Source organism: Actinomadura syzygii, assembly GCF_008085905.1.
GTDB lineage: Bacteria > Actinomycetota > Actinomycetes > Streptosporangiales > Streptosporangiaceae > Spirillospora > Spirillospora syzygii.
In genome coordinates this window covers 273,799-297,113 of record NZ_VSFF01000010.1, presented here as the reverse complement: position 1 = coordinate 297,113, position 23,315 = coordinate 273,799, and the positions used below count along the sequence as shown (strand labels likewise).

Sequence of the window (23,315 nt, the reverse complement as noted above, 5' to 3'; positions counted from 1 at the left end):
GGCCCGGCCGACACCGTTCGGCCTTCCGGCGCGCCCGGCCGCCCGGGGCCCCGTACGAGGGGCGCGGGAGGGCCAGTAAAACTGGAGACAAGCCTCGCGGACACCGCTGGTGCGGGCCGGTCCTCGGTAGTGGCTTCCGGATCTCGATCCGGGCGCTTCGATCGAAGACCGGCAGCGTGACAAACCACGGGAAACGGCCGCGAGGACCGACATGGAACCCTGAGGAGGTTTCCCGTGACAGAAGCCGTTCGCATCGACGGCGCGCACAGCACCGAGGCCGTGATCGACAACGGCACGTTCGGCACCCGCACCATCCGTTTCGAGACGGGCCGGCTGGCCCGCCAGGCGGCCGGCTCGGCCGTCGCCTACCTCGACGACGACACGATGGTGCTCTCGGCGACGACCGCGTCGAAGAAGCCGAAGGACAACCTCGACTTCTTCCCGCTGACCGTCGACGTCGAGGAGCGCATGTACGCGGCCGGGCGCATCCCCGGCTCGTTCTTCCGGCGCGAGGGCCGGCCGTCCGAGGACGCGATCCTCACCTGCCGCCTGATCGACCGGCCGCTGCGCCCGTCGTTCACCAAGGGGCTGCGCAACGAGATCCAGGTCGTCGAGACGATCATGGCGCTGCACCCCGACCACCTGTACGACGTCGTCGCGATCAACGCGGCCTCGATGTCGACGCAGCTCGCGGGCCTGCCGTTCTCCGGCCCGATCGGCGGCGTCCGCGTCGCGCTGATCGAGGGCCAGTGGATCGGGTTCCCGACCCACCCCGAGCTGGAGAACGCGACCTTCGACATGGTCGTCGCCGGGCGCGTCCTGGAGGACGGCGACGTCGCGATCATGATGGTCGAGGCGGAGTCCACCCGCGACACCCTGAAGCTCGTCGGCGACGGCGCCGCCGCGCCGACCGAGGAGACCGTCGCGCAGGGCCTGGAGGCGGCCAAGCCGTTCATCAAGGCGCTGTGCAAGGCGCAGAGCGACCTCGCGGCCGTCGCCGCGAAGGAGACCGCCGAGTACCCGATCTTCCTCGACTACCAGGACGACGTGCTCGCCGCCGTCACCGAGTCGGTCAGCGAGGACCTCGCGCAGGCCCTCACGATCGCCGGCAAGCAGGAGCGCGAGTCCCGGCTGGACGAGCTGAAGGCCGGCGTCGCGGAGAAGCTCGCCGAGCAGTTCGAGGGGCGCGAGAAGGAGATCTCCGCCGCCTACCGCGCCGTGACCAAGAAGCTCGTCCGGGAGCGGATCATCCGCGACTCGGTCCGCATGGACGGCCGCGGCCCGAAGGACATCCGCCAGCTCACCGCGGAGGCGCACGTCATTCCGCGGGTGCACGGGTCGGCGCTGTTCGAGCGCGGCGAGACGCAGATCCTCGGCGTGACGACGCTGAACATGCTCCGCATGGAGCAGATGATCGACACGCTCAACCCGGAGCGCACCAAGCGCTACATGCACAACTACAACTTCCCGCCGTACTCCACCGGCGAGACGGGCCGGGTCGGGTCGCCGAAGCGCCGCGAGATCGGGCACGGCGCGCTCGCCGAGCGGGCGCTGATCCCGGTGCTGCCGAGCCGCGAGGAGTTCCCGTACGCGATCCGCCAGGTGTCGGAGGCGCTCGGATCGAACGGGTCCACCTCGATGGGCTCGGTGTGCGCGTCCACCATGTCGCTGCTGGACGCGGGCGTGCCGCTCAAGCAGATGGTGGCGGGCATCGCGATGGGCCTGATCAACGAGGGCGACGAGTACGTCACGCTGACCGACATCCTCGGCGCCGAGGACGCCTTCGGCGACATGGACTTCAAGGTCGCCGGCACCCGCGACCTCATCACCGCGCTGCAGCTCGACACCAAGCTCGACGGCATCCCCGCGTCGGTGCTGGCCGCCGCGCTGCGGCAGGCGAAGGGCGCCCGGCTCGCGATCCTCGACGTGATGCAGGAGGCGATCGAGGCCCCGGCCGAGATGAGCCCGAACGCGCCGCGGATCATCACGATCAAGGTCCCGGTCGACAAGATCGGCGAGGTCATCGGCCCCAAGGGCAAGATGATCAACTCGATCCAGGACGACACCGGCGCCGACATCACGATCGAGGACGACGGCACCATCTACGTCGGCGCCACCGACGGGCCGTCCGCGGAGGCCGCGCGGCAGGCGATCAACTCGATCGCGAACCCGCACATGCCGGAGATCGGCGAGCGCTACCTCGGCACCGTCGTGAAGACGACGACGTTCGGCGCGTTCGTGTCGCTGCTGCCCGGCAAGGACGGCCTGCTGCACGTCTCGCAGATCCGCAAGCTGCACGGCGGCGCCCGGATCGAGAACGTCGAGGACGTGATGAGCGTCGGCGAGAAGATCCAGGTCGAGGTCACCGAGATCGACCAGCGCGGCAAGCTGTCGCTGGTCCCGGTCGAGGTCGTCGAGCGCGAGTCCGCGGGCGACGCCGGCGACGGCGGGGCCCCGGCGGGCGGCGCGTCCGACGACGGCGAGTCCGGCGAGCGCAAGGAGGGCCGCGACGACGGCGAGCGGCGGCCGCGCCGCCGCCGCACCCGGCGCGGCGGGGACGACGAGTCCCGCAACTCCTGACCCCTCGGCGATGACCGGCCGGCCGTCCCCCGCGCGGGGACGGTCGGTCGGCGCTTTCCAACGACGGAATGTGAGCGACACGTGACCCTGCCGGCGAGGGCGCAGGAGCCCGGCACCACCACCACGATCCACACGGAGGGCGCCGGCGCGGTGCGGCGCACCGTCCTGCCCGGCGGGCTGCGGATCATCACCGAGACCATGCCGACGGTGCGGTCCGCCGCGTTCGGCATCTGGTCTGCGGTCGGCTCCCGGGACGAGGCGCCCGCCGACGCGGGCGCCAGCCACTACCTGGAGCACGTGCTGTTCAAGGGCACCGCCCGGCGGACGGCGCTGGAGATCTCCGCGGCGGTCGACGCGGTCGGCGGCGACCTCAACGCCTTCACGGCGAAGGAGTACACCTGCTACTACGCGCGGGTGCTCGACTCCGACCTGCCGCTCGCGGTGGACGTGGTGTCCGACATGGTCGCCGGGTCGGTGAACCGCCCGGAGGACGTCGAGGCCGAGCGCGGCGTGATCCTCGAAGAGATCCACATGCGCGACGACGACCCGGGCGACCTGATCCACGACGAGTTCGCGACCGCGCTGTACGGCGACACCCCGCTCGGGCGCCCGATCCTCGGCACCGAGGAGTCGATCAACGCGCTCTCGCGGGACCGCATCCACGGGTACTACCGGGAGCACTACGTCCCGTCCAACCTGGTGGTGTCGGTGGCGGGCAACATCGACCACGACGAGGTCGTGCGGCTCGTGTCCGGCGCGTTCGCCGAGTACCTGACCGGCGACGCCGAGCCCGCCGCGCCCCGGCTGGACGGCGCGGCCGCGCCGGTCGACCCGCGCAACGTGGTGATCGACAAGGACACCGAGCAGGCGCACATCATCCTCGGCGGCGCGGGGGTGTCCCGCACCGACGACCGGCGGTTCGCGCTCGGCGTGCTGAACGCGGCGCTCGGCGGCGGGATGTCGTCCCGCCTGTTCCAGGAGATCCGGGAGAAGCGGGGCCTCGCGTACTCGGTGTACAGCTACACCGCGCAGTACGCCGACTCCGGCGTCTTCGGCGTCTACGCGGGCTGCCAGCCCGCCAAGGCGGAGGAGGTGCTGTCGATCTGCCGGGACGAGCTCGGCAAGGCCGCCGCCGAGAGCCTCACCGACGAGGAACTGGAGCGCGGGAAGGGGCAGCTCCGCGGCGCCATGGTCCTCGGCCTGGAGGACACCGGGTCCCGGATGAGCCGCATCGGCAAGAGCGAGCTGGTGTACGAGTCGCTGCTGCCGGTGGACGAGGTGCTCGCCCGCATCGAGGCCGTCACGCTCGACGACGTGCGCGCGATCGCCCGCGAGGTGCTGACCGCCCCGCAGGCGCTGACGGTGATCGGCCCGGTGGGGGACCGCGACTTCGCGGCCTAGCGGCGGACTTGATAAGCGGACCAGGGTCCGTTACTCTCTCGGGGAGTAACCGGACCCTGGTCCGTATTTCTTTGGGAGGACTCCTCATGTCCCGTCTGCTGCACATCTCCGCCTCGCCCCGGGGCGCCGCGTCCGAGTCCCTGGCGATCGCGGAGACCTTCCTCGACTCCTACCGGGAGACCCACGGGGACGTGGTCGACCACCACGACCTGTGGGACGGCACGCTCCCCGAGTTCGGCCCGGCCGCGGCCGCCGCCAAGATGACCGTGCTGGCGGGCGGGACGCCTACCGGCGACCAGGCCACCGCCTACCAGGCCGCGCGCCGCGTGTTCGAGCGCTATGACTCCTACGACCGGTACCTGTTCAGCGTCCCGATGTGGAACTCCAGCGTCCCGTACATCCTGAAGCAGTTCATCGACGTCGTGTCACAGCCCGGCTGGGTGTTCTCCTTCGACCCGGACGCGGGCTACACCGGCCTGCTGAGCGGCAAGAAGGTCGCCGTCGTCTACACCAGCGCCGTGTACGGCGACGGGCGTCCGCCCGCGTTCGGGACCGACACCCAGCGGCCGTTCCTCGAAGGCTGGCTGCGCTGGACGGGGATCACCGACATCGAGGCCGTCGAGTTCCGCCCGAACCTCGCCACCGCCGACGCCGAGTCGGGCCGCCGCGCCGCGCACGCCGCGGCGCGGGAGCTGGGCAAGCGCTTCTGACGATAGGCTCTGCGGCGGAACGCCGTAGGGGAGGAACACGTGATCAAGGTCGGGGTGCTGGGCGCGCGGGGCCGGATGGGCGCCGAGGTCTGCCGTGCCGTGCGGGACGCGGACGACATGGAACTGGTCGCCGCCGTCGACCAGGACGACGCCCGCGACCCGCTCACCGGGGCCGAGGTCGTCGTCGACTTCACCCACCCGGACGCCGTCATGGGCAACCTCGAATGGTGCGTCGGGCACGGCCTGCACGTCGTCGTCGGCACCACCGGGTTCGACGCGCCCCGGCTCGACTCCGTCCGGTCCTGGCTCGCGGCGGACGGCGCGTCCGGCAACGTGATCATCGCGCCGAACTTCGGCATCGGCGCGGTGCTCATGATGCACTTCGCGCAGAAGGCCGCGCCGTTCTTCGACTCCGTCGAGATCGTCGAGACGCACCACCCGAAGAAGGCCGACGCGCCGTCCGGCACCGCCCGCCGCACCGCCGAGCTGGTCGCCGCGGCCCGCGCCGAGGCGGGCCGCGCGCCGTCCCCGGACGCCACGACGTCCGGGCTCGACGGCGCCCGCGGCGCAGACGTGGACGGCGTCCGCGTGCACGCCGTCCGCATGTCCGGCGCCGTCGCGCACCAGGAGGTCGTCCTCGGCGGGCACGGCGAGCTGCTCACCGTCCGGCACGACTCGATGGACCGCACGTCCTTCATGCCGGGCGTCCTCCTCGCCGTCCGCCGGATCCCCGAGCTCGACCGCCTGACGATCGGCATCGAGACCCTCCTCGGCCTGTGACCGCCCCGCGGCCCGCGGCACCGGACGCCTAGTCGAGGACCGTGAGGTCCAGGGCGGCCAGGCGGTCGGGGTCGGCGAGGATGTCGACGGCGGCGACGCGGCCGTTCACCACCGTGAAGGACAGCACCGACCTGGCGCGGCCGTTCACGATGCCGACCACGCCGGCGGCGCCGTTGACCAGGGCCGGGCGCGCGTCGCCGCCCGCGCTGCGGAAGAGGAGGGCCTGCCCGGCGACGGCCTTCGCGCCGCGGAGCTCGATGCGTCCGACGGCGGGGCCGGGGTCGGCGCGGAGCACCACGTCCGGGGCGAGGACGGCGACGAGCGCGTCGAAGTCGCCGCCCCGGGCCGCGGCGAGGAAGGCGTCCACGACCTCGCGCTGGCGCACCGGGTCCGGCTCCGGGACGGGCGCCGCGCCGCGCACCCGGCGGCGGGCGCGGCTCGCGAGCTGCCGGGCGGCGGCGGGGGAGCGCCCGATGATCGCGGCGATGTCGTCGAACGGGACGGCGAACGTGTCGTGCAGGACGAACGCGAGCCGCTCGGCGGGGCTGAGCGACTGGAGCACCACCTGCAGCGCGAGGCCGACCGAGTCGGCCATGAGCGCCTCGTGCTCGGGGTCGACGCCGGACGCGGGGTCGAGGATCGGGTCCGGCAGCGGCTCGTCGAGGGGGTCCTCGCGGCGGGACGTGCGCGAGCGCAGCATGTCCAGGCAGACGCGCCCGACGACGGTGGTCAGCCAGCCGCCGAGGTTGTCGATGCCGGACGGGTCGGACTTGGCGAGCCGCAGCCACGCCTCCTGGACGGCGTCGTCGGCCTCGGCGAGCGAGCCGAGCATCCGGTACGCCACGGCCCGCAGGTGGCCGCGGTGCCGCTCGAACCGGTCGGCCAGGTAGTCGCGCTCGTCCATCGGGTCCCCCTCGTCCGCTCCGTCTTCAGCCTTGACGGAGCGGCGGGGGCCGATGTGACATCCGCCGGTCAGCCGCCCGCGGACCGGGCGGCCGGGGTGGCGAAGCCGTACTTGTTGAACAGCTTCCGCGCGTCCGGTGTGACCAGCCAGGACAGGAACTCGTCCGTCTCCGCCGCGTGGTCGCCGTCCTTGATCGACGTGGCGGGGAAGGCGGCGGTGACGTTCAGCCGCGCCGGGATCGGGACGCTGCTCGCCGCCACGCCCGCCGAGGCGAGGTCGGTGACGTAGACGAGGCCCGCGTCCGCCTCGCCGGAGCGCACCCGGTCCAGGACGGCCCGCGCGCTGATCTCCTGCGAGCTCCACCGGACGGCCACGCCCGCCTGCGCGAACACCTGCCGCGTGTAGCGGCCCACCGGGACCGACTCCGCGCCGACCGCCACCCGCAGGCCGGGCCGGGTCAGGTCGCGCAGGTCGCGGATGCCGAGCGGGTCGCCGGGCGCGACGGCGATGGTCATCGAGCTGAGCGCGACGATCCGCCGCTGCGGGCCGAGGTAGCGGCTCTCCTCGTCCAGGCTCGCGAGGTCCGTCGTCACGAGGACGTCGCCGGGTTCGTGGCGGGACAGCCGGTTCGCCAGCTCGGGCGCCGCGCCGAACTCGAACCGCAGCCGGACGCCGGGGCGCTCCTGCGCGTAGGCCGTCCCGATCTCGCCGAACACCTCGGTCAGCGACGAGTTCGCGAGGACGGTGAGCGTCACCGGCCCGGACGTCCCGCCGCAGCCCACGCCGAGCAGCGGCAGGGCCAGCGCGGCGAGCGGCACGGAGGCCCGCAGCCGCTGCCGTCGGGGGGAATCGGGCATATGACGTCATCCTAGAGTCGGGGCCGGTCCGCTCCCGGGATTCCGGCCGGTGTGTCAGCCGACCGGTCCGCAGCCCCTGCGGGAAGGCCGTTTCGCCCGGGTCCGCCGCAGCACCGAAAATGGTCAGTGGGCGCGGCTAGGGTTTTCGGCAAGTGGAGATCCCGTCCCGGAGGCCCGACGATGTCGCTCGACCTGATGGAACTGCTGCCCGCCGACTGGCGGGAGCGGCTCGACCCCCTGCTCGACCCGCTGAGCACGGCCGCGCTGGCCGCGTTCGTCGAAGGGGAGTACGCGGAGCAGACCGTCTACCCGCCGCGGGACGACCTGTTCAGCGCGTTCCGGCACTGCCCGTACGACCGGGCCCGCGTCCTCGTCCTCGGCCAGGACCCGTACCACGGGCCGGGGCAGGCGCACGGGCTCAGCTTCAGCGTCCGGGACGGCGTGCGCCTGCCGCCGTCGCTGCGCAACATCTACAAGGAGCTCGCGACCGACCTGGAGGTCCCGGCCGCGAAGTCCGGCGACCTGACCCGCTGGGCCGACCAGGGCGTCCTGCTGCTGAACGCGGTGCTGACCGTCCGCGCGGGCGAGGCGGGCTCGCACGCGGGCAAGGGCTGGGAGGACTTCACCGACGCCGCGATCCGCGCGCTGAACGACAAGGCCGAGCGGGTGGTGTTCGTGCTGTGGGGCGCGTACGCCCGCAAGAAGGCCCGGCTGATCACGGGCCCGCAGCACACCGTGATCGAGTCGGCGCATCCGAGCCCGCTCAGCGCCAAGAAGTTCTTCGGGACGCGCCCGTTCAGCGCCGTGAACAAGGCCCTCGTCGACGCCGGGCTCCCGGAGATCGACTGGGGCGCGGCGGCGCGCACGGACTGACGGCTTACGCCGCGCACGGACTGACGGCTTACGCCGGGGGCGGACTGACGGCGTAGCCCGCGCGGGGGAGGGGCCGCGCCGGTTTCCCCACCCGGCGGGAAGAGCCGCCCGCCGGGTCTGGGCCATCGTCGGGGCATGACCGTTTCAGCTTCGTCGCCCCTCCGGCGGACGCCCGCCGCGCCCGCCGCGCCAGGCTCTCCCGGACGTCTCCGGCTGGCCGTGTGCGCGGCGACCGTCGCGGCGTGCGTCCCGTACCTGGCCATCAAGACCGCGTGGCTGTCCGGCAGCACGGTCGGGTGGAACGACGCCGACGCCGCCCAGGATTCGGCCCTCTACGTGGGCAACGCGATCAGCATGGCCATGGACGCGACGGCCGTGCTGGTCGCGCTCGCGTTCACGTTCCCGTGGGGGCGGCGCGTCCCGGCGTGGCTGGTGCTGACGCCGATGTGGATCGCCGCCGGGCTGCTCGCGCCGATCGCGCTGGCCGTGCCGCTCGGCACCGTGCTGCAGGTGCTGTTCTCCTCGCAGCCGGTGGTCGATCCCGGCGGCGAGCTCCAGGGGTGGGTGTACGGCGTCGTGTACACCGGCTTCACTCTGCAGGGGATCGGGTTGGTCGCGGCGTTCGTCCTGTACGCCCGCGACAGGTGGACGCACGTGTTCACCGTCCGCACCGAGGACATCCCCAGGGGCGCGACACATCAGCTCCAGGTTCTCCTGGCCCGGACGGCGGCCGTGTTCGCCGCCCTGTTCGCGGCCGTGCACCTCTTCTGGGCGTTCGGCGGGACGGCCGGTCTCATCGCGGAGGAGTACCTGAGCCGGGGCCCGGCCAGGCAGACCGTCGACGGCGTGATGGGCCTCCTGGCCCTCGCCGCCGCCGCGGCGCTGCTGGCGAGCGTCGGCCGGGCGCGCCGACCGCGCCGGTTCGCCGTCCCGCTGGCGGGGGCGTGGGTCGGCGCGGCCGCCACGTTCTCCTGGTCGCTCTACCTGCTCATCGTGACGATCGCCCAGCCGGGCCACCTCGGCTCGCACTCGACGGCGGCGGTCAACATGACGCTGCTGTGCGGGCTCCTGGCCGGGCTGCTGATGGGCGTGACGGGGGCCGTCCTGCTCGCGGAACTCGCCGAGCGGGACGTTCAGATCGCCAGTCCGACGGCGAGCAGCACGCCGTAGGCGATCTGGAGCCGGCCGGTCTCGCCCAGCACGGGGATCAGGGCGGGGCCAGCCGCGCCGTTCAGCACCTTCTGCGTCGGCGGCAGCGACAGCGGCGCGGCGAGCAGCGCGATCAGCGCCCACGGGTGCGGTGCCGCCAGCACCAGCACGACCATGAACGGCAGCGCGGTGCATGCCGCGTACAGGATGCGGGTCCAGCGGTCGCCGAGGACGACGGCGAGCGTCCGCTTGTTCGCCTCCCGGTCGGTGGGGATGTCGCGCAGGTTGTTCGCGACGAGCAGCCCGCAGGCCAGCATCCCGATCGGGACGGCCGCCGCCCACGCCTCCCACGGCAGGCCCTCGACCTGCACGTAGACCGTCCCGACGACGGCGACCAGGCCGAAGAACACGAACACCGACACCTCGCCGAGCGCCCGGTACCCGTACGGCGTCTTCCCGCCCGTGTAGAACCAGGCGGCGAGGATCGCGAACGCGCCGACGAGCAGCAGCCACCAGGTCGTCACGGCGGCGAGGACGAGCCCGGCGACGGCGGCGGCGAGGAAGCAGCCGAGCGCGGCGGCGAGCACCTGGCGCGGCGGCGCGGCCTTCGACCCGACGAGCCGCAGCGGTCCGACGCGCTCCTCGTCGGTGCCGCGGACGCCGTCGCTGTAGTCGTTGGAGAAGTTCACCCCGATCTGCAGGACGAGCGCCACGGCCGCGGCGAGCAGGGCGCGCCACCAGACGGCGCCGCCCTCGCCCGCGGCGACGCCGGTTCCGACGACGACGGGGACGAGGGACGTGGGCAGGGTGCGGGGCCGGGATCCGGCGACCCATTGGGACAGCGTGGCCACAGTTACCGCTCGTTCTCGTGGGGCGACAGGGGGACTATCCCTTCGATTCTTCCGGATGACGATCACCGCTCGGACTCAGCCGCAGCGACATCGCGAGGCCGAGCGCGAGAATCGCGGCGGTGGTCAGGGCGGCGTTCCTGGTCGCGGCGGCGAGGCTCGCGTCCGCGGCGTGGGCCTCGGCGGCGCGCGCGGGCGTCGCGTGCAGCTCGCGCCCGTAGGTCCCGGCGCTCTCGCGCAGCTCGTGCGCGACGGCGGCGCGCCGCTCCGGCGGCAGCGCGGACCCCGACAGCCGGTCGGCCATCGCGTGCCCGAGGCTCGTGGCGAAGACCGTCCCGATGGCGGCGATGCCGAGCGCGGCGCCGACCTGCCGGGCGGTGGACTGCGTCCCGGCCGCCTGCCCCGCCCGCTCCGCCGGGACGTCCGCCAGCGACACGTTCGTGAGCTGCGCGGACGTCAGCCCGAGGCCGAGCCCGTAGAGCAGCATCCAGGGCGCGAGCCCGAGCCCGCCGGTGGTCGCCGACACGGTCGCCGCCAGCCCGGCGACGGCGGCGACCTCCAGCGCCATCCCGATCCGCACGACCCGGTGCGGGCCGCGCCGGTTGGCGAGCCGTCCCGCGTACCCGCCGGACAGGAACGAGCCGACCGCGAGGGGCAGGATCGCGAGGCTGATCTGCAGCGGGTTCGTCCCGTGGACGCCGAGCAGGAACAGCGGCAGGACGAACAGCAGCCCCAGCTCGCCCACGTTGATCAGCGCGGACGCGAGGTTGCCGCGCCGGAAGTTCGGGATGCGCCACAGGTCGAGGTCGAGCATCACCGGGCGCCCGGCCGCCGCCCGCGACCGCTCGACGGCGACCAGCGCCGCGAGCAGCAGCGCGCCGAGCGCGAGGACGACCGGCACCGGCGACAGGCCGGGCGCGGGCCAGTCGAACCCGGCGATCGAGAACGGGCGCGTCGCCGCCCACCAGCCGTACGTCTGGCCCTCGATGATCCCGGCCACCAGTGCGCCGAGCCCGAGCGCGGACAGCACGCCGCCAGTCCAGTCGATCTCGTGCCGCGCGGAGCCGCCCGCCCGCGCCCGCCGGGTCTCCGGCATGAACCGCAGCGCCCCCGCGACCAGCAGCGCGCCGAGCGGCAGGTTGACCCCGAACGCCCAGCGCCAGCCGCCGCCGGTGGCGAGCGCGCCGCCCGCGAGCGGCCCGAGCGCCGCCATGCCGCTGATCATCGAGCCCCAGATGCCGAAGGCGACGGCGCGGTCCCGCCCGGTGAACACGGCGTTCAGCGTGGACAGCGTGGCGGGCATGATCATGGCGCCGCCGACGCCCTGCCCGGCCCGCGCCGTGATCAGCGCCGCGCCGCTCCCGGCGAGCGCGGCGGCGACGCTCGCCGCCGCGAACACCGCGACGCCGAGGACGAACATCCGGCGCCGTCCGAACAGGTCGCCCGCGCGCCCGAACGGGATCAGCAGCGCGGCGAAGACCAGCGCGTACACCGAGGTGACCCATTCGGCGTCCGTGGTCGTGAGGCCGAGGTCGGCGACGATCCGCGGGGTCAGGACGCCGACGATCGTCGCGTCCACGACGATCAGCGAGACGCCGAGGCTGATCACCACCATGGCGAGCCAGCGGCGGCGGCCGGCGGGCGGCTCCGCCACGGCGGGGGGCGGCGGCGTCAGGGAGGTGGACTCGGGCACGGATTCAAAGATATGGCCGGTCCGGCCAGGGTCGGCACCTGCCCCCGGCTCAGCCCGCGGCGCCGGAGTCGGAGTCCGCGTCGGCGTCGGCGCTGATGTCGGTGTGGAGGCGGATCTGGCGGACCGGCTCGCCCATGTCGAGGGTGCGGGCCGTCCCGTCCGGGGCCCATCCGGCGGAGCCGAGGAACGTCCGGGTCACGTCGTCGGCCTCGAAGACCCAGCTCGTCAGGACGGTGAAGCCGTCCTCGCGGAGCAGGTCGGCGGTCGCGGCGAGCAGCCTGCTGCCGTGCCCGGCGCGGGTGTGCATCGGGTCGACCAGCAGCGTGATCAGCTCGGCGGCGGAGCCGGGGTCGAGGTCGGCGTCCTCGGCGGGGCCGTGCGCGGCGAACCCGACGACGAGGTCGGAGGCGACCGCGACGAGCAGCCGGTGCCGCGGCGACGGCGGCGCGGTCGCGGCCTCGGCCCACCTGTCCCGCCACACCTCCACGGCCGCGGGCCCGGTGACCTCGGCGAGGACGGCCGCGGGCAGCAGGTCGCGGTAACCGTGCCGCCACGCCCGCACCTGGATGTCGGCGACGGCGGCCGCGTCGGCCCGCCCGGCGGGCCGGACGCCCACGTCGGCCATGGCCCCGTCCTCTCCTCGGTGATCTCCGGTGATCTCCGGCTCACCCTAGCGAGCGGCGGGACGGCGGCGTGCCCGGTAGGCCCGCGTCTTGGTGCGGTTCCCGCAGACGCGCATCGAGCACCAGGAGCGCGACCGGTTCTTGGACGTGTCGAGGAACGCCCAGCGGCAGGTGTCCTCCTGGCAGACCTTGAGGCGGGGCCACGTCCCGGCGGCGACCGAGTCCGTGATCGCGGCGGCGAGGCGGGCGAGCCCGGCGGCGGCCGTCCCCGGCGGGTCGAGCGGGACGAGCGCGGGCCGCGCCCCCGTCAGCGTGATCCGCAGGGGGAGGGCGGCGAGCGCGTCGTCGAGGTCCTCGGGGAGGTCGGCCTCGCGCGGGCCGTGGTGCGCGGACATGGCCTCGCGCAGCCCCTCCCGCAGCGCTGTCGCCACGCGCAGGTCGGCCGTCGTGGCGCTGGCGCCGTCCGGGACCAGCCCGCGCTCGGCGAGCCACCCGCCGACGTCGGCGGGCGTGGCCAGCCGGTCGTCGCCGTCCTCGACGTTGAGCGTGTTGACGAAGTCCGCCAGCAGCAGCGCGGGGTCGTCCTGAGCGCCGGTCATCGCGCCTCCTGCCTGTCCGCCGGGGAGTCTACCAACCTGCGACACCGCCTTTTGGTTTTCACTGGTTGCATCTGTGGCGACACCGACGTTAGGGTTTCGCTGGTGTCAAGCAAGGGAGGGACGCGATGACCGACATCACCCCGCGGGTCACCACGCTCGTGATCGACTGCGCCGACCTCGACGTCATGGCCGCGTTCTGGGGCGGGCTGCTCGGCATGAAGCCGACCGGCCGCGAGGAGGACTGGCTCGACCTGGAGCCCCTAGCGGGCAACGGCCCTGCCTCTGGTGGGGGGACGACCCCCCACGCCCCCCGGAACGGCCCGGTGCTGGCCTTCCAACGCGTCCTCGAGGGCAAGACGGCCAAGAACCGGTTGCACCTCGACCTGGACGTCCCCGACATCCACGCGGCGGGCGAGCGGGCCCGGCGGCTCGGCGCGACGCCCGCGGGCGAGCCGATGGGCGACCCGCGCACGCCGTTCCAGGTCTGGTACGACCCCGAGGGCAACGAGTTCTGCTTCTGCACAGCGCGCTGACTGAGAAGGCTCAGGAGAGGACGGCGGCGAGCCGCCGCGCGCCCTCGGCCAGCTCCGCCGTCGAGGCGGCCGTCCCGTAGCTGATCCGCAGGTGCGGGGCGGGGGCCTCGGCGGGGAAGAACGGCCGTCCCGCGCTGACCAGGACGCCGCCGCGCAGCGCGGCCTCGGCGACGGCGGTGTCGTCGACGCCGTCCGGCAGCCGGATCCACAGGTGGAGCCCGCCGCCCGGCCGGCTCGCCCGCAGCCCCGGCAGGTCGCGGGCGAACGCGGCGAGGGTCGCGTCGCGGCGCTCCCGCAGCGCCGTCCGGACGGCCCGCAGGTGCCGGGCCCAGCCGGGCGAGCTGACGAGTTCGAGCAGCGTCTCCTGCAGCGGCCGCGCCGGGAAGAACTCCTCGACGAGCTGGGTCGCGCGGATCCGCGCGGCGGCCGGGCCGCGGGCGATCACCGCGGCGACGCGCAGGCTGGGCGCGGTCGCCTTGGTCAGCGACGCGATGTGCACGACGCGGCCCTCGCCATCCCGCGCGACGAGCGGCGGCGGCGGGGGAGCGGCGACGCCGAGGTGGCGGGCGAAGTCGTCCTCGATCACGAACGCGCCCGCCGCGCGGGCCACGTCCAGCACCTGGCCGCGGCGCTCGTCGCTCAGCACCGCGCCGGTCGGGTTGTGGAAGGTGGGCTGGGTGTAGAGGGCGCGGGCCCCGCTCAGCGCGAACGCCTCGGCGAGCAGGTCGGGACGGACGCCGTCCGCGTCCACCGGGACGGGCACCGGGTGCAGCCCGCTCGCCCGCGCGACGGCGAGCGCGCCGAGGTAGGTCGGCGACTCGACCAGCAGCGGCGCGCCCGGCGCGAGCAGCGCCCGCAGCACGGTCGTCAGCGACTGCTGCCCGCCGCTGGTGATCACCACGTCGGCGGGGGAGACGGCGCCGCCGACCGTCCGGGCGAACCAGGCGCGCAGCTCGGGCAGGCCGCCGAGCGCGGGCATGTCCCAGGCGTCCGGCCGCCGGGCGGCCCGCGCCGCGGCCGTCGCGAGCGCCCGCACGGGCTGGAGCGAGGGGTGCAGGTAGCCGCCGCTGAGCGCGACGACGCCGTCCGGGGCGGGGGTGAGCAGCCACGACACCCCGGACGGATCGACGGCGCGGTCGCCGAGCGTGACCGCCTGCCAGCCGAAGTCGGCCGGTTCCGGCGCGGCGCTCGGACGCTCCGCCGCGAACGCTCCGCTACCCGGCCGCGTCACGATGAGCCCCTCGGCGGCGAGCAGCCCGAGCGCCCGCGACACCGTCACCGGGCTGACGCGGTGCCGCTCGACCAGCGCCCGGCTCGACGGGAGGCGCTCGCCCGGCCCCATCCGGCGGACGTCGCCGCGCAGCGCGTCGGCCAGCGCCGCCACACTGCTATCCTTTTTCATGAAGACCAAGGATAGCGCTACTGCCTCGACGCCGATAGCGGACGACCGGCCGGGGCTCGGCCTCGGGCTCGCCGCGATCGGCGTCCTGATCTACTCGTTCACCATCCCCAGCACGGCCGCCGTCCTGGGCGACCTCGACCCGTACCTCATCGGCGTCGGCCGCTCCGCCGCCGCGGCCGTGCTCGCCGCCGGGGCCCTGCTCGCGGTGCGCGCCCGCCCGCCCCGCCGCGACCAGCTCGCCGCGTTCGCGGTGGTCGTCGCCGGAGTGGTCTTCGGGTTCCCGGTGCTCAGCACGCTCGCGCTCGACCACGGCGCGTCGTCCGGCCACTCGGCGGTCGTGGTCGGGCTGCTGCCCGCCGCCACCGCCGTGCTCGGCGCGCTGCGCGCGGGCGAGCGGCCGTCGCGGGCGTTCTGGCTGGCGGGCGCGGCGGGCGCGGCGTGCGTCACCGCGTTCGCGGTGGTCCGCGGCGCGGGCCGGGTCACGGCCGCCGACCTGCTGCTGTTCGGCGCGCTGCTCGCCGCGGCGGCCGGGTACACCGAGGGCGCGCGGCTGTCCCGCGACATGCCCGGCTGGCGGGTGATCTCCTGGGCGACCGTGCTGGCCGCGCCGATCACCGTGCCGGTGACGGGGTGGCTGCTCGCGACGAGCGACCCGCACTGGACCGGACGCGCCGTCCTCGGCTTCGGCTACGTCGCCGCCTTCTCCGCCTACCTCGGGTTCTTCGCCTGGTACGAGGGCCTCGCGCGGGCGGGGATCGCCCGCGCGAGCCAGCTCCAGCTCGTCCAGCCGGTGCTGACCCTCGCGTGGTCGGCGGTCCTGCTGGACGAGCGGGTCGACGCGACCACGGCGCTCGCCGCCGTCGCCGTCCTGGTCTGCGTGGCGCTCACCCAGCGCGCCCGCGTCCGCAGGTCCCCGCTCGCCGCGCGCGGCATGCCGCACCGGTCCGGGCGGCGTGGGAGGCCGTCCCCCCACCCGAATCCGGACCGGGCGCGCGACGGGCGGGAGACCCTCACGCCCCGGTGATCTCCGGGGTCGTCCCGGTCTTCCGGATCCTCCTCAGTCCTTGACGATCTGGGCGAGAAGGGTGACGACGCCGACGCCGACCCCGATCGGGAGCGCGAGCCCCGGGGCGGCGAAGGTGAGCGCGGCGGCCCCGACCGCCACGAGGACGATCACGAGGGCGCGCGTGCTGATCAGAGGCTTCGGTTCGGCCTTGTTCGTCGGTTCGGCCCGGTTCGGTCGTCGCATGTCGGTTCGCATGTCGGTTCGACCTCCATCCCCTTGCACGGGTTGGGTCCGCGGCGGCTCCCCGTCGGGTCCGGCGGGCGCGGGTCCACAGAACGCGGGTCCACAGAACGCGAGTCCACAGGGCGCGGGTCCAGCGGGCCGACCTGGAGCCGCCGCGTCGTCACAGCGTGGACCGGCTGTCAACGGCCCGCCGCGCGCGGCGCGCGATCCCGTCCAGATCATGGACGGCGCGTGACCGGATGCTGGACGGGCCGAGGGGGAACCGGGGGCTCGGCGTCCGGTCCGTCCGGAACTTCCGGGATCATTGCCGGATGGCGCGACGCGGATGGGCCCGGCGGGGCCTGCGGTGGCTCGGCTGGACGGCGGCGTACGTCCTCGGCCTGGCGGCGCTCGCGGTCGCGGGCGCGTGGACGTGGTGGCAGCCGGACCCGTCCGCGCCCGGCACCGACACGAACGCGCTGTGGGCCCGCCACCAGTGGGTCGGCGAGCCGCACACCGACGCCGAGTATCAGGCGCTCGGGACGCTCCTCAAGCAGAACCGCATCAGCGACGTCTACTTCCACGCGGGCCCGGTCGAGGCGGACGGGACCGTCCCGCCCGCCAAGTACCGCTACGCGCGGCAGCTCATCGAGGCCGTCCGCGAGTACGCGCCCGGCGTCCGCGCCCAGGCGTACCTGGGGCAGGTGCGAAAGGTGGACGGCTCAGGAGTCATCGACTTGGACGACCCCAAGGTGCGCGAACAGGTCGTCAAGACCGACGCCGTCTTCCTCGACCTCGGTTTCGACGGCATCCACTACGACTTCGAGCCCATCTACCCCGACGACCACGCCTTCCTCAAGCTCATGGACGCCACCCGCGAGCTGACCCGGTCGCGGGGACGGCTCCTGTCCGTCGCGCTCGAACAGCCCGCGCTCCTGGACGCCCTCCAGCCCGTCTACAAGGCGCTGATCCCGCGCACCGGGGCCGTCCACTACCCGCCGCGCCCGACCAGGGACTTCCTGCTCGCCGTCGCCGACCGCGCCGACCAGGTCGCGATCATGACGTACGACGTGTCGCTGCCCACCGACGCCCTCACGGGCTGGCACTTCGCCCGGCACACCCGGACCACCCTGGAGTTGATCGGCGACCGGACGACGGTGTTCATGGGCGTTCCCACCTACCGCCCGCGCGCGGAGTGGTCGGAGACCCTGGACGTCGCGCTCCGTGGCGTCCGGCGCGGTGTCGACGACTTGGAGCGCCCGCCGAAACGCCCGTACGGCGTCGGCGTGTACGCGGATTGGACGACCCGTCCGGACGAATGGGCCCGTTATCGCGCCCTTTGGCCCTCCCCGGCGGCCTCCGCGCCGAGCGGCTGACTTGACCCGAGATGACCGCGGGGTCACGTTATGCGATCGAGTCCGGGAAGTGGCCGGACTGACCCCGTAACGCGGCATTTGCGTGCCACGATGTGTTCTGGGAGCCGTCGCCACGCGTACCCCCGAGCGTGTGGCGGCGGCTTCCTCCGTTCCGCCCTCCGGACCCCGCCCTCGGCGCCCGTCCGATGTCAGCTTGGACCTGCGGGTCCACCGAGTACGGCCGGAACGGTACCGTTCGATACATGGCACCCAGCACAACACCTGACGCTCCGTTCGGGCGGATGCTGACCGCGATGGTCACCCCGTTCCTGCCCGACGGCGGCGTCGACTACGACGGCGCCGCGCGCCTCGCGACCCACCTGGTCGACGAGCGGCGCCACGACGGCCTGGTCGTCAACGGGACGACGGGCGAGTCGCCGACGACGAGCGACGACGAGAAACAGCAGCTTCTGCGCGCGGTGATCGACGCGGTCGGCGACCGCGCCGTGATCGTCGCCGGTGCCGGGACCAACCACACTGAGCACACCCTGAAACTCGCGCGGGAGGCCGAGGCCGCCGGCGCGCACGCCCTGCTCGTGGTGACGCCCTACTACAACAAGCCCCCGCAGGAGGGGCTGATCCGCCACTTCACGGCGGTGGCGGACGCCACCGCCCTGCCCGCCATGCTCTACGACATCCCCGGCCGCGCCGGGGTGCCGATCGAGAACGCGACGCTGATGCGGCTCGCCGAGCACCCGCGGATCATCGCCGTCAAGGACGCCAAGGGCGACCTGTTCGGCGCGTCCCGCGTCATGGCCGAGACCGACCTCGTCTGGTACTCCGGCGACGACAACCTCAACCTGCCGTGGCTGTCGGTCGGCGCCGCCGGGTTCGTCAGCGTGATCGGCCACGTCGTCGGCGCCGAGTTGCATGAGATGATCGACGCGTACCGCGCCGGCGACATCGCCCGCGCTCTGGAGATCCACCGGCGGCTGCTGCCCGTGGTCGCCGCCATCATGACCCGTACGCAGGGCGCCATCGCCGTCAAGGCAGCGCTGAACCTGCTCGGCCTTCCCGGCGGCGGCCCGCTCCGCGCGCCGCTCGTGGAGGCCCCGCCGGAGTTCGCGGCGCGCCTGCGTGAAGACCTGACGATTGGGGGAGTGAAAGTGCCGGAGGTTGTCATCCCGGAGGTCAGCCGATGACCGCAGCGAAACGAGGATCGTCGGGTGACCGGCCCGGACATCTAGGGGGCGCCCCTCGGAAAGGCGGGGGCCGGTGAGTCATCCGCACCCGGAACTGTCGGACCCGCCCGTCGTGCCCAAGGGCGGGCTGCGCATCGTCGCGCTCGGCGGGCTCGGGGAGATCGGCCGCAACATGACGGTGTTCGAGTACGGCAAACGCCTGCTCGTCGTCGACTGCGGCGTCCTCTTCCCCGAGACCGAGCAGCCCGGCGTCGACTTGATACTGCCCGACTTCGAATACATCAGGGAGCGCCTGGACGACATCGAGGCCGTCATCCTCACGCACGGCCACGAGGACCACATCGGCGCCGTCCCGTACCTGCTGCGGGAGCGGCGCGACATCCCGCTCGTCGGCTCCAGGCTCACGCTCGCGCTGCTGGAGGCCAAGCTCGCCGAACACCGCATCAAACCCGTCACCAACGTCGTCGCGGAGGGCGAGCGGTGCGTCCTCGGGCCGTTCGACTGCGAGTTCCTCGCCGTCAACCACTCGATCCCGGACGCGCTCGCCGTCGCGATCCGCACGCCCGCGGGGCTCGTCCTGCACACCGGCGACTTCAAGATGGACCAGCTCCCGCTGGACGGCCGGCTCACCGACCTGCCCGGCTTCGCGCGCCTCGGCGGTGAGGGCATCGACCTGCTGATGTCCGACTCGACCAACGCCGAGGTGCCCGGGTTCGTCACGAGCGAGCGCAACATCGGCCCGGTCGTGGACGAGGTGTTCCGCACCGCGGAGGAACGGCTCATCGTCGCCTGCTTCGCCTCGCACATCCACCGCGTCCAGCAGGTCCTGGACGCGGCCGTCGCCAACGGGCGCAAGGTGTGCTTCGTCGGACGCTCGATGGTCCGCAACATGGGCGTCGCGCGCGAGCTCGGCTACCTCAACGTGCCCGACGACATCATGGTCGAGCAGAAGGAGCTCGACGACATCCCGGGCGACCGGCTGGTCCTGGTCTGCACCGGGTCGCAGGGCGAGCCGATGTCCGCGCTGTCGCGGATGGCGAACCGCGACCACTCGATCCGCATCACCGACCGCGACACCGTGATGCTCGCGTCCTCGCTGATCCCGGGCAACGAGAACGCGGTCAACCGCGTCATCAACGGGCTCACCCGCTGGGGCGCGCGCGTCGTGCACAAGGGCAACGCGCTGGTGCACGTGTCCGGGCACGCGTCGGCGGGCGAACTGCTGTACGTCCTCAACGTGACGAAGCCCGGCAACTTCATGCCGATCCATGGCGAGTGGCGGCACCTTCGCGCGCACGCCAAGCTCGCGGCGCTCACCGGCGTCCCCGAGGACGGCGTCGTCATCGCCGAGGACGGCGTGGTCGTCGACCTCGTGGACGGGCGCGCCGCCATCGTCGGGGCCGTCCCGGCGGGCTACGTGTACGTCGACGGGCTGTCCGTGGGCGAGGTCACCGAGACGTCGCTGAAGGACCGGCGCATCCTCGGCGAGGAGGGGTTCGTCTCCATCGTCGTCGGGATCGACTCGACGTCCGGCAAGGTCGTCGCCGGCCCCGAGGTGCACGCCCGCGGCGCGGGCATCACCAACGAGGACTTCGACGACGTCATCGCCCGCATCGAGGGCGTCCTGCGCGACGCGGCCGGGGACGGCGTCAACGACCTGCACCAGTTGAGCCAGCTCATCCGGCGGACGGTCGGCAAGTGGGTGAGCGACAACTACCGCCGCCGCCCGATGATCGTCCCCGTGGTCGTCGAGGTCTGAGCGCCGCCGAGATGTGAGGGGGCGGGCGGGCGCGTGTCAACACGCCCGCCCGCCATCCCGGGAACCTCTTGGGTCCTTGGTTACTCTCATAATCATGGCCACACGTGCGTCTGGGGGTACCAAGGGGACGGCTGGGCGCAGCCATGGGACGCAGACCTCCTCGCGGACGGGGAGCACGACCCGCAAGTCCGCCGGGACGTCCGCCCGCAGGCGGCCGAGCGCCGCCAAGGGCGGCCGCGGCTCCGGCAGGGCGCGCGCCCAGCAGAAGCCCGACCCGATCTCCCAGGCGGTGCTCGGCTTCTTCAAGCTGCTGTTCAGGCTGTACCTGCTCGCCGCCGTCGCGGTCGGCTCGATCTTCCGCGCGTACGGCAACGGCGCCCGCAACCTCGACGCCGAGCACCGCCGCGACGGCCTCGGCCTCGCGCTGCTCGGCTCGTCCATCGTGCTGGCCTCCGTCACCTGGTTCCGGCCGGACGGCGTCGTCACCATCGCGCTGGAGAAGGTCGTGCGCGGCGGGCTCGGCATCCTCGCGATGGCGCTGCCCGTCCTGCTGGCCCTGCTGGCGTGGCGGACGCTGCGCCACCCCGAGCAGCACGAGGACACCGGGCGCGTCGTCATCGGCGTGACCGCGCTCGGCGTCGGCGTGCTCGGCATCCTGCACATCGCGGCGGGCGTCCCGTCCCCGGCCGAGGACATGCCCGGCGTGCGCGGGGCGGGCGGCGTCGTCGGGTGGCTCGTGTCCGCGCCGCTGGACGCCGCGCTCAGCGGCTGGGTGGCGGTGCCGTTGCTGCTCCTGCTGTCCGGCTTCGGGCTCCTGGTCGTCACGGCGACGCCGATCAACCGCGTCCCCGAGCGGGTGTCCGAGCTGTGGGCCGTGGCGACGCTGCAGGGTCGTCCGCAGCGCGAGTCCGGCGACGAGGCCAAGGAGGAGGGCGGGGACGCGCCGAAGAAGCGCCGCCGCAAGAAGAAGTCCGACGACGACCCGGACGAGCTGGAGGTCGGCGAGCACTCCCGCCCGTACGACACGCCCCTCCTGGAGGACGGCCCCAAGGAGAAGCCCGCGCGCCCGCGCCGCGACCTCGCCGACGAGCTGTTCGAGCCCGACCCGTTCCAGGCCGACGTCCCGCCGCCCGCCCCGCCCGCCGACGACGTCCCGCCCCCGCCGGAGGACGGCGACGAGCACGTCGCGGGCGAGCACATGTCCGAGCAGCCGTCCGGGGTGCACGGCGAGGCGCCCCGCGCGGACGTCCGCGACCCGACGCCCGCGCCGCGCCGGACCGAGCAGCTCCCGCTGTCGTCGTCCGGCGAGATCTACATGCTGCCCGACCCGTCGGCCCTGCGTCCGGGCAGCGTCTCCAAGCCGCGCACGAAGGCCAACGACACGGTCGTGAACGCGCTGACCGGCGTGCTGGAGCAGTTCGACATCGACGCGCAGGTCACCGGCTTCACCCGCGGTCCGACGATCACCCGCTACGAGATCGAGCTCGGCCCGGCGGTGAAGGTCGAGAAGGTCACCGCGCTGACGAAGAACATCGCGTACGCGGTGAAGAGCGCGGACGTGCGCATCATCTCCCCGATCCCCGGCAAGTCGGCGATCGGCGTGGAGATCCCGAACACCGACAAGGACATCGTCAGCCTCGGCGACGTCCTCCGCTCGCCCGCCGCGACCAACGAGCACCACCCGATGGTCGTCGGCCTCGGCAAGGACGTTGAGGGGCGCACCGTCGTCGCCAACCTCGCGAAGATGCCGCACATCCTCATCGCGGGCGCGACCGGCGCGGGCAAGTCGACGTGCATCAACGGGCTCATCACCTCGGTCCTGATGCGCGCCACCCCGGACGAGGTGCGGATGATCCTCGTCGACCCCAAGCGGGTCGAGCTGACGATGTACCAGGGCATCCCGCACCTGATCACACCGATCATCACCAACCCGAAGAAGGCCGCCGAGGCCCTCGAATGGGTCGTCGGCGAGATGGACCGCCGCTACGACGACCTCGCCGCGTCCGGCTTCCGGCACATCGACGACTTCAACAAGGCGGTCAAGGCCGGGAAGCTGAAGGCGCCGCCCGGCAGCGAGCGCGTCTACACCCCCTACCCGTACATGCTCGTCATCGTGGACGAGCTGGCCGACCTCATGATGGTCGCGCCGCGCGACGTGGAGGACTCGGTCGTCCGCATCACCCAGCTCGCCCGCGCCGCCGGGATCCATCTCGTCCTCGCGACGCAGCGCCCCTCGGTGGACGTCGTCACCGGCCTCATCAAGGCGAACGTCCCGTCCCGGCTGGCGTTCGCGACGTCGTCGCTGTCGGACAGCCGCGTCATCCTCGACCAGCCCGGCGCGGAGAAGCTCGTCGGGCAGGGCGACGCGCTGTTCCTGCCGATGGGCGCGAGCAAGCCGATGCGCATCCAGAACGCCTACGTGGCCGAGAAGGAGATCCACGGGATCGTCGACCACTGCAAGGGGCAGATGGAGGCGAACTACCGGGAGGACGTCGCCGAGTCGTCCGCGCCGAAGAAGGAGATCGACGAGGAGATCGGCGACGACATGGACCTGCTCGTCCAGGCCATCGAGCTGGTCGTGTCCACCCAGTTCGGGTCGACGTCGATGCTGCAGCGCAAGCTCCGGGTCGGGTTCGCCAAGGCGGGCCGCCTGATGGACCTGATGGAGAGCCGCGACATCGTCGGGCCGAGCGAGGGCTCGAAGGCGCGCGACGTCCTCACCAAGCCGGACGACCTCCCCGGCGTCCTCGCGGAGCTGCGCGGCGGCTGAGCGGAGGGCGCGGCGGCGGCTCGGCGGGGGGCTCGGTGGGGGGCCGGGC

The 23,315-nt window shown here is 73.6% G+C and carries 20 protein-coding genes; 12 read left to right on the top strand and 8 right to left on the bottom strand.

What is annotated here, in order from left to right; translation table 11 throughout:
* The first annotated feature begins 252 nt into the window (after positions 1-252).
* From FXF65_RS26710 to dapB, 4 genes are all read left to right on the top strand, one after another.
* The gene (locus tag FXF65_RS26710; RefSeq protein WP_148353000.1) at positions 253-2,580 is read left to right on the top strand and encodes a polyribonucleotide nucleotidyltransferase; all 2,328 of its coding nucleotides are present in this window, start codon (positions 253-255) and stop codon (positions 2,578-2,580) included.
* Positions 2,581-2,661: 81 nt separating this feature from the next.
* A complete protein-coding gene (locus tag FXF65_RS26705) occupies positions 2,662-3,981 on the top strand; it encodes a M16 family metallopeptidase (protein ID WP_148352778.1) in 1,320 nt (439 codons plus the stop codon).
* Between the two features lie 86 nt (positions 3,982-4,067).
* On the top strand, positions 4,068-4,691 hold the full coding sequence (locus FXF65_RS26700; RefSeq protein WP_148352777.1) for an FMN-dependent NADH-azoreductase: 624 nt from the start codon (positions 4,068-4,070) through the stop codon (positions 4,689-4,691).
* A 39-nt stretch (positions 4,692-4,730) separates the two neighbouring features.
* Complete coding sequence (gene dapB, locus FXF65_RS26695) at positions 4,731-5,471, top strand: 4-hydroxy-tetrahydrodipicolinate reductase (protein ID WP_148352776.1); 741 nt, start codon at positions 4,731-4,733, stop codon at positions 5,469-5,471.
* A 28-nt stretch (positions 5,472-5,499) separates the two neighbouring features.
* Here the strand turns inward: dapB and FXF65_RS26690 are convergent, their stop codons facing one another.
* Together FXF65_RS26690 and modA are read right to left on the bottom strand one after the other, a co-directional pair.
* Complete coding sequence (locus tag FXF65_RS26690) at positions 5,500-6,375, bottom strand: sigma-70 family RNA polymerase sigma factor (protein ID WP_148352775.1); 876 nt, start codon at positions 6,373-6,375, stop codon at positions 5,500-5,502.
* A gap of 68 nt (positions 6,376-6,443) precedes the next feature.
* A complete protein-coding gene (gene modA, locus FXF65_RS26685; RefSeq protein ID WP_148352774.1) occupies positions 6,444-7,232 on the bottom strand; it encodes a molybdate ABC transporter substrate-binding protein in 789 nt (262 codons plus the stop codon).
* A gap of 180 nt (positions 7,233-7,412) precedes the next feature.
* Here modA and FXF65_RS26680 point away from each other — a divergent pair, with 180 nt between their 5' ends.
* Positions 7,413-8,105 (top strand): uracil-DNA glycosylase, encoded by a 693-nt coding sequence (locus FXF65_RS26680; protein ID WP_148352773.1) that lies wholly within the window; start codon positions 7,413-7,415, stop codon positions 8,103-8,105.
* A 135-nt stretch (positions 8,106-8,240) separates the two neighbouring features.
* A complete protein-coding gene (locus tag FXF65_RS26675) occupies positions 8,241-9,275 on the top strand; it encodes a hypothetical protein (protein ID WP_148352772.1) in 1,035 nt (344 codons plus the stop codon).
* On the opposite strand, the gene FXF65_RS26670 is transcribed toward FXF65_RS26675, so the two are convergent.
* From FXF65_RS26670 to FXF65_RS26655, 4 genes are read right to left on the bottom strand one after another with little or no spacing between them, the layout of a single operon-like run.
* Positions 9,239-10,105: a 1,4-dihydroxy-2-naphthoate polyprenyltransferase gene (locus FXF65_RS26670; protein ID WP_148352771.1), complete on the bottom strand. Its 867-nt coding sequence runs from the start codon at positions 10,103-10,105 to the stop codon at positions 9,239-9,241. The two genes, FXF65_RS26675 and FXF65_RS26670, sit on opposite strands and share 37 nt — an antisense overlap.
* A gap of 34 nt (positions 10,106-10,139) precedes the next feature.
* Positions 10,140-11,795, bottom strand: coding sequence for an MFS transporter (locus tag FXF65_RS26665; RefSeq protein WP_246199120.1), 1,656 nt, complete (start codon positions 11,793-11,795; stop codon positions 10,140-10,142).
* 49 nt (positions 11,796-11,844) lie between these two features.
* Positions 11,845-12,420, bottom strand: a complete 576-nt coding sequence (locus FXF65_RS26660; protein ID WP_148352770.1) for a GNAT family N-acetyltransferase — start codon at positions 12,418-12,420, stop codon at positions 11,845-11,847.
* A gap of 45 nt (positions 12,421-12,465) precedes the next feature.
* The gene (locus tag FXF65_RS26655) at positions 12,466-13,017 is read right to left on the bottom strand and encodes a CGNR zinc finger domain-containing protein (RefSeq protein WP_148352769.1); all 552 of its coding nucleotides are present in this window, start codon (positions 13,015-13,017) and stop codon (positions 12,466-12,468) included.
* A gap of 125 nt (positions 13,018-13,142) precedes the next feature.
* On the opposite strand from FXF65_RS26655, the gene FXF65_RS26650 reads away from it, so the two are divergent.
* Entirely contained in the window at positions 13,143-13,550 is a 408-nt protein-coding gene (locus tag FXF65_RS26650; protein WP_187412517.1) for a VOC family protein, read from the top strand.
* A gap of 10 nt (positions 13,551-13,560) precedes the next feature.
* On the opposite strand, the gene FXF65_RS26645 is transcribed toward FXF65_RS26650, so the two are convergent.
* The gene (locus tag FXF65_RS26645) at positions 13,561-14,952 is read right to left on the bottom strand and encodes an aminotransferase-like domain-containing protein (protein ID WP_148352768.1); all 1,392 of its coding nucleotides are present in this window, start codon (positions 14,950-14,952) and stop codon (positions 13,561-13,563) included.
* Between FXF65_RS26645 and FXF65_RS26640 the strand changes: the two genes are divergently transcribed.
* Positions 14,951-15,976, top strand: a complete 1,026-nt coding sequence (locus tag FXF65_RS26640; protein WP_148352767.1) for a DMT family transporter — start codon at positions 14,951-14,953, stop codon at positions 15,974-15,976. The genes FXF65_RS26645 and FXF65_RS26640 overlap by 2 nt on opposite strands.
* 33 nt (positions 15,977-16,009) lie before the next feature.
* Here FXF65_RS26640 and FXF65_RS26635 read toward each other — a convergent pair whose 3' ends face one another.
* Positions 16,010-16,201, bottom strand: a complete 192-nt coding sequence (locus FXF65_RS26635; RefSeq protein WP_148352766.1) for a hypothetical protein — start codon at positions 16,199-16,201, stop codon at positions 16,010-16,012.
* Positions 16,202-16,512: 311 nt separating this feature from the next.
* Between FXF65_RS26635 and FXF65_RS26630 the strand changes: the two genes are divergently transcribed.
* The 4 genes from FXF65_RS26630 to FXF65_RS26615 all read left to right on the top strand — a co-directional run bounded on the left by FXF65_RS26630 (position 16,513) and on the right by FXF65_RS26615 (position 23,266).
* Positions 16,513-17,556 carry a glycoside hydrolase family 18 protein gene (locus FXF65_RS26630; protein WP_246199119.1) on the top strand — a complete coding sequence of 348 codons (1,044 nt, stop codon included), beginning with the start codon at positions 16,513-16,515 and terminating at the stop codon, positions 17,554-17,556.
* Between the two features lie 242 nt (positions 17,557-17,798).
* On the top strand, positions 17,799-18,737 hold the full coding sequence (dapA, locus tag FXF65_RS26625; protein ID WP_148352765.1) for a 4-hydroxy-tetrahydrodipicolinate synthase: 939 nt from the start codon (positions 17,799-17,801) through the stop codon (positions 18,735-18,737).
* 73 nt (positions 18,738-18,810) lie between these two features.
* Positions 18,811-20,496, top strand: coding sequence for a ribonuclease J (locus tag FXF65_RS26620; protein ID WP_148352764.1), 1,686 nt, complete (start codon positions 18,811-18,813; stop codon positions 20,494-20,496).
* 94 nt (positions 20,497-20,590) lie between these two features.
* On the top strand, positions 20,591-23,266 hold the full coding sequence (locus tag FXF65_RS26615; protein WP_148352763.1) for a DNA translocase FtsK: 2,676 nt from the start codon (positions 20,591-20,593) through the stop codon (positions 23,264-23,266).
* The last annotated feature ends 49 nt before the right edge of the window (positions 23,267-23,315 follow it).

Coding starts and splice junctions, on each gene's coding strand:
- modA (WP_148352774.1), bottom strand. CDS start 7,232: ATGCCCGATTCCCCCCGACGGCAGCGGCTGCGGGCCTCCGTGCCGCTC.
- FXF65_RS26690 (WP_148352775.1), bottom strand. CDS start 6,375: ATGGACGAGCGCGACTACCTGGCCGACCGGTTCGAGCGGCACCGCGGC.
- dapA (WP_148352765.1), top strand. CDS start 17,799: ATGGCACCCAGCACAACACCTGACGCTCCGTTCGGGCGGATGCTGACC.
- FXF65_RS26660 (WP_148352770.1), bottom strand. CDS start 12,420: ATGGCCGACGTGGGCGTCCGGCCCGCCGGGCGGGCCGACGCGGCCGCC.
- FXF65_RS26650 (WP_187412517.1), top strand. CDS start 13,143: ATGACCGACATCACCCCGCGGGTCACCACGCTCGTGATCGACTGCGCC.
- FXF65_RS26640 (WP_148352767.1), top strand. CDS start 14,951: ATGAAGACCAAGGATAGCGCTACTGCCTCGACGCCGATAGCGGACGAC.
- FXF65_RS26700 (WP_148352777.1), top strand. CDS start 4,068: ATGTCCCGTCTGCTGCACATCTCCGCCTCGCCCCGGGGCGCCGCGTCC.
- FXF65_RS26615 (WP_148352763.1), top strand. CDS start 20,591: ATGGCCACACGTGCGTCTGGGGGTACCAAGGGGACGGCTGGGCGCAGC.
- FXF65_RS26675 (WP_148352772.1), top strand. CDS start 8,241: ATGACCGTTTCAGCTTCGTCGCCCCTCCGGCGGACGCCCGCCGCGCCC.
- FXF65_RS26680 (WP_148352773.1), top strand. CDS start 7,413: ATGTCGCTCGACCTGATGGAACTGCTGCCCGCCGACTGGCGGGAGCGG.
- FXF65_RS26655 (WP_148352769.1), bottom strand. CDS start 13,017: ATGACCGGCGCTCAGGACGACCCCGCGCTGCTGCTGGCGGACTTCGTC.
- FXF65_RS26630 (WP_246199119.1), top strand. CDS start 16,513: ATGGCGCGACGCGGATGGGCCCGGCGGGGCCTGCGGTGGCTCGGCTGG.
- FXF65_RS26635 (WP_148352766.1), bottom strand. CDS start 16,201: ATGCGACGACCGAACCGGGCCGAACCGACGAACAAGGCCGAACCGAAG.
- FXF65_RS26645 (WP_148352768.1), bottom strand. CDS start 14,952: ATGAAAAAGGATAGCAGTGTGGCGGCGCTGGCCGACGCGCTGCGCGGC.